This is a genomic window from Mycobacteriales bacterium (assembly GCA_036497565.1).
GTDB lineage: Bacteria > Actinomycetota > Actinomycetes > Mycobacteriales > QHCD01 > DASXJE01.
The window spans coordinates 1-3,795 of sequence record DASXJE010000134.1 but is presented as its reverse complement, the minus strand read 5'-3'; the positions used below and the strand labels follow the sequence as shown (position 1 = coordinate 3,795).

The following is a 3,795-nucleotide window of genomic DNA, read 5'->3' as shown; positions in this document are numbered from 1 at the left end:
GAGGAGCAGACGGCGCTGCGGCGGGTGGCCACGCTGGTGGCGCAGGGCGTGCCGCCCATGGAGATTTTCTCGGCCGTCAGCGACGAGGTCGCTCGCCTGTTCGGGGCGCAGGCGGGGGTGCTCAGGTTCGAGCCCGACGGCTCGGCGGTCGTCTTTGTCGGCGTCTCGACGACCCTCGACCTCCCGGTCGGGACGCGATGGGAGTTTCAGCCGGGAATGGCTTCGGCGGAGGTTTATCGCACCGGACGCTCGGCCCGTGTCGACGCGATGGACTGGTCGTCGGCCAGCGGTCCCGTCGCGGGAGCCGCGCGCCGCATGGGTATCGTCTCGTCGGTCGCGAGCCCGATCGTCGTCGAGGGCCGTCTGTGGGGCGCGATGAACGTCGCGTCTGCCGACGAGCTTCTGCCGTTCGGTCTGGAGGGACGCCTGGGAAAGTTCACCGAGTTGCTCGCTACCGCGGTCGCGAATGCGGAGAGCAGGTCGGAGCTGGCCGCCTCGCGTCGGCGCATCGTCGCCGCGTCGGACGAGGCCCGCCGGCGGATCGAGCGCGATCTGCACGACGGTACCCAGCAGCGGCTGGTCTCGCTCGGACTGACGGCCCGCGCGGCGCGGGACGATGCTGCGGCCGGCCGGGACGTCCTGCGAGCTGAGCTGTCTCGCATCGCAACGGGGCTGACCGACGCGGCGGCCGAGCTGCAGGAGCTCTCGCGCGGGATCCACCCGGCGATCGTTTCCGAGGGTGGTCTCGGCCCGTCGCTGCGGACGCTGGCCCGCCGGTCCGCGGTGCCGGTCGACATTGACGGCTCGACGAATGCGCGGTACCCCGAGCCGATCGAGATCGCGGCGTACTACGTCGCGTCCGAGGCGCTCTCCAACGCGATGAAGCACGCGCAGGCCTCGCGCGTCGAGATCTCGCTCGCCGCAAAAGACGGCAGCCTGCTGCTGTCGGTCCGCGACGACGGAGTCGGCGGGGCCGATCCCGCGCGTGGTTCCGGCCTGGCCGGCCTCGCCGACCGCGTCGAGGCCCTGGGCGGCTCGATCCACATCCACAGCCCGGCCGGGGCCGGGACACATATCACGGTGGATCTTCCGCTCGGCTACGAGCCGGCTCAGGGGGCCGGCTGACGCATAAGGGGCTCGGCGCCTGCAGGCGCCGGGCCCTTGGCTCCGGCTGTGCGTCTGATGCCGGGCGCCTATTCCGGCCAGTCGGAGTTCAGGATGACGTCGACGAAGTTGCCGCGCTGGAAGCCGGGGACGTACCGTTCCAGGACGTCGGCGTTGACGGTGCCGAACGTGGTGTCCGGCCGGGGCGCCATGCCGTCGGTGAACGCCTGCAGGATCTGGCGCTTGAAGTCCGGCCGCGGGTGCAGCGCGGTGATCGCGGCCCGGTCGGTGTCGCTGATGTCGTGGTAGCCGATGCCGAGCACGTCGTACTCGACCCCGGCGGTGACCAGGGCGACCTCGGGCTCCATGAACTCGGGGATGCCCGGCGTGGTGTGCAGGGCGATGGCGGTCCACACCCGGCGGATGCTGTCTTCCGGCACGCCGTGGCCATGCAGGAACCGGCGGGCCTCGTCGGCGCTGTCCACCTCGAACCGGTGGCCGGTGTGGCGGAACTCCTCGTTCAGGCCGAGGTCGTGGAACATCGCCCCGACATACAGCAGTTCCGGGTCGTAGCTCAGGTCGCGGTTGCGGCCCTGCCGACTGCCCCAGAAGAACACCCGGCGGGAGTGGTTATAGACCAGGTCGCTGGTGCGGTCCCGGATCAGTTCGGTGGCCTCGCGGGCCAGCTTGGTGTCCGGGACCGTCACTCCGGCCGCGGATTGTCCGCTGACGGACATTGCTACTCCTTATGTCGAGTTATGTCGAGGGGCCCGGCGCCTGAGAGGAATCGCCGGGCCCCTGGTCTCTATGGATCGGGCCGCCAGTCAGGCCCGCCCGGCGCGGACGCCCTTCTCGACCCGCTCGCCCAGTTCCTTGTCCACGTTCCCGAGGTACCAGAAGGCGCGCTGGAGAACGGGCTCGGTCACGCCAGCGAGCAGCGCTCCCACGATGTTGCTGACCAGCCGGTCTCTTGCCGCATCATCCATCACCTCGCGGACGAGGGTGCCGGCCTGGCTCCAGTCGTCGTCCTCGGCGTGCAGCTCGTAGGCGGTGCGCACCATCTCGCCGTCGGAGTACCACGTCGGCGGCGGGTTGTGCACGCTGTCGGCCTGCGGGCCGCCCTTGGAGTTCGGGAAGTACACCGGGTCGGTGACGTTGTGCACCCGGCCGATCCCGTCCTTGCTGTAGGCGTGCACCGGCGCGACCGGGGCGTTGACCGGGATCTGCGTGAAGTTCACGCCGAGCCGGGCCCGGTGCGCGTCCGGGTAGGAGAACAGCCGGCCGAGCAGCAGCCGGTCCGGGCTCGGGCCGATGCCGGGCACCAGGTTGGCTGGCGCGACGGCGAGCTGCTCGATCTCGGTGTGGTAGTCGGCCGGGTTGCGGTCCAGGGTGAACCGGCCCACCTCGGTCAGCGGGTAGTCGCCGTGCGGCCAGACCTTGGTGATGTCGAACGGGTTGAACCGGTAGGTCTTGGCGTCCTCGTACGGCATGACCTGCACCTTCAGCGTCCAGCTCGGGTACTCGCCGCGCTCGATCGCCTCGTACAGGTCCTTGGTGTGGAAATCGGGGTCGGTGCCGGCCAGCCGGTCGCCCTCGGCCTGGGTCAGGAACTCGACGCCCTGGTCGCTGATGAAGTGGTACTTGACCCAGGACTCCACGCCTTCCGCGTTGACCCACATGTAGGTGTGCGAGCTGTACCCGTTCATGTGCCGGAAGGTCCGCGGGAAGCCCCGGTCGCCCATCAGCCAGACCACCTGGTGCGCCGTCTCCGGCAGCAGGGTCCAGAAGTCCCACTGCATGTCGTTGGACCGCAGGTTGGCCTTGGCCAGCCGCTTCTGCGACCGGATGAAGTTCTGGAAGTGCATCGGGTCGCGCATGAAGAACGTCGGCGTGTCGTTGCCGACCATGTCGTAGTTGCCCTCGGTAGTGTAGAACTTCAGCGCGAAGCCGCGTATGTCCCGCCACATGTCGGGTGAGCCGCGCTCCCCGGCCACGGTGGAGAACCTGGCCACCATCCGGGTCTCCTTGCCCGGCTGGAGGAACGCCGCCCTGGTGTAGGCGCTGACGTCGCCGGTGACCTCGAACCGGCCGAACGCGCCGCTGCCCTTGGCGTGCGGCTGCCGCTCCGGAATCCGCTCGCGGTTGAAGTTGGCCATCTGCTCGATCAGGTAGCTGTCCTGCAGCAAGATCGGGCCGCCCGCGCCGACGGTGAGCGAATGCTTGTCGCTCTCGATCGGGATGCCGGCATCCGTCGTCTGGGTGGGATTGGGCTGTGTGGTGGTCATACGTGCCTCTCCTTAGTGGGTGGAACTAGAGCAGTCTCGGGTTCGCTGACCGGGCTGAGATGGCGATCGGCCAGATGCGAGCGCCTCGCCCCGATCACTTGTCGTTGGGGTTGAGTGCGAGGAATGCAAGGCCTGCAGCGATGCCAGCACCGGCCTGCACGACGAGGTAGACCCACAGGGTCGACCAGTCGAACAAGCCCGAAACGGCGGCGCCGAGCGTCACAGCTGGGTTGAACGCGCCGCCGGAGATCCCGCCGACCGCGAATGCCCCCGCCGCGACGGTGAATCCGATCGCCAGGCCGAAGAACCCGTTGCCCGGCTGGTCCTTGCTGGTGGCGACATTGAGCACCACGTAGCACAGGGCGAATGTGAACAACAGCTCGACCACGAACGCGGCCAGCACGCC

The 3,795-nt window shown here is 69.1% G+C and carries 4 protein-coding genes; 1 reads left to right on the top strand and 3 read right to left on the bottom strand.

The genetic code is table 11. The features are described from left to right. The coding region (locus VGH85_11560; GenBank protein ID HEY2174434.1) for a GAF domain-containing sensor histidine kinase at positions 1-1,125 on the top strand (1,125 nt) is incomplete at its 5' end. Positions 1,126-1,193: 68 nt separating this feature from the next. Here the strand turns inward: VGH85_11560 and VGH85_11555 are convergent. From VGH85_11555 to VGH85_11545, 3 genes are all read right to left on the bottom strand, one after another. Beyond that, positions 1,194-1,841, bottom strand: a complete 648-nt coding sequence (locus tag VGH85_11555; GenBank protein HEY2174433.1) for an HD domain-containing protein — start codon at positions 1,839-1,841, stop codon at positions 1,194-1,196. A gap of 87 nt (positions 1,842-1,928) precedes the next feature. Further along, positions 1,929-3,389, bottom strand: a complete 1,461-nt coding sequence (locus VGH85_11550; protein ID HEY2174432.1) for a catalase — start codon at positions 3,387-3,389, stop codon at positions 1,929-1,931. A 94-nt stretch (positions 3,390-3,483) separates the two neighbouring features. Then, the coding region (locus VGH85_11545; GenBank protein HEY2174431.1) for an aquaporin at positions 3,484-3,795 on the bottom strand (312 nt) is incomplete at its 5' end.

Excerpts from the sequence above, each read along its gene's own strand:
- VGH85_11555 (HEY2174433.1), bottom strand. The coding sequence starts at position 1,841 with ATGTCCGTCAGCGGACAATCCGCGGCCGGAGTGACGGTCCCGGACACC.
- VGH85_11550 (HEY2174432.1), bottom strand. The coding sequence starts at position 3,389 with ATGACCACCACACAGCCCAATCCCACCCAGACGACGGATGCCGGCATC.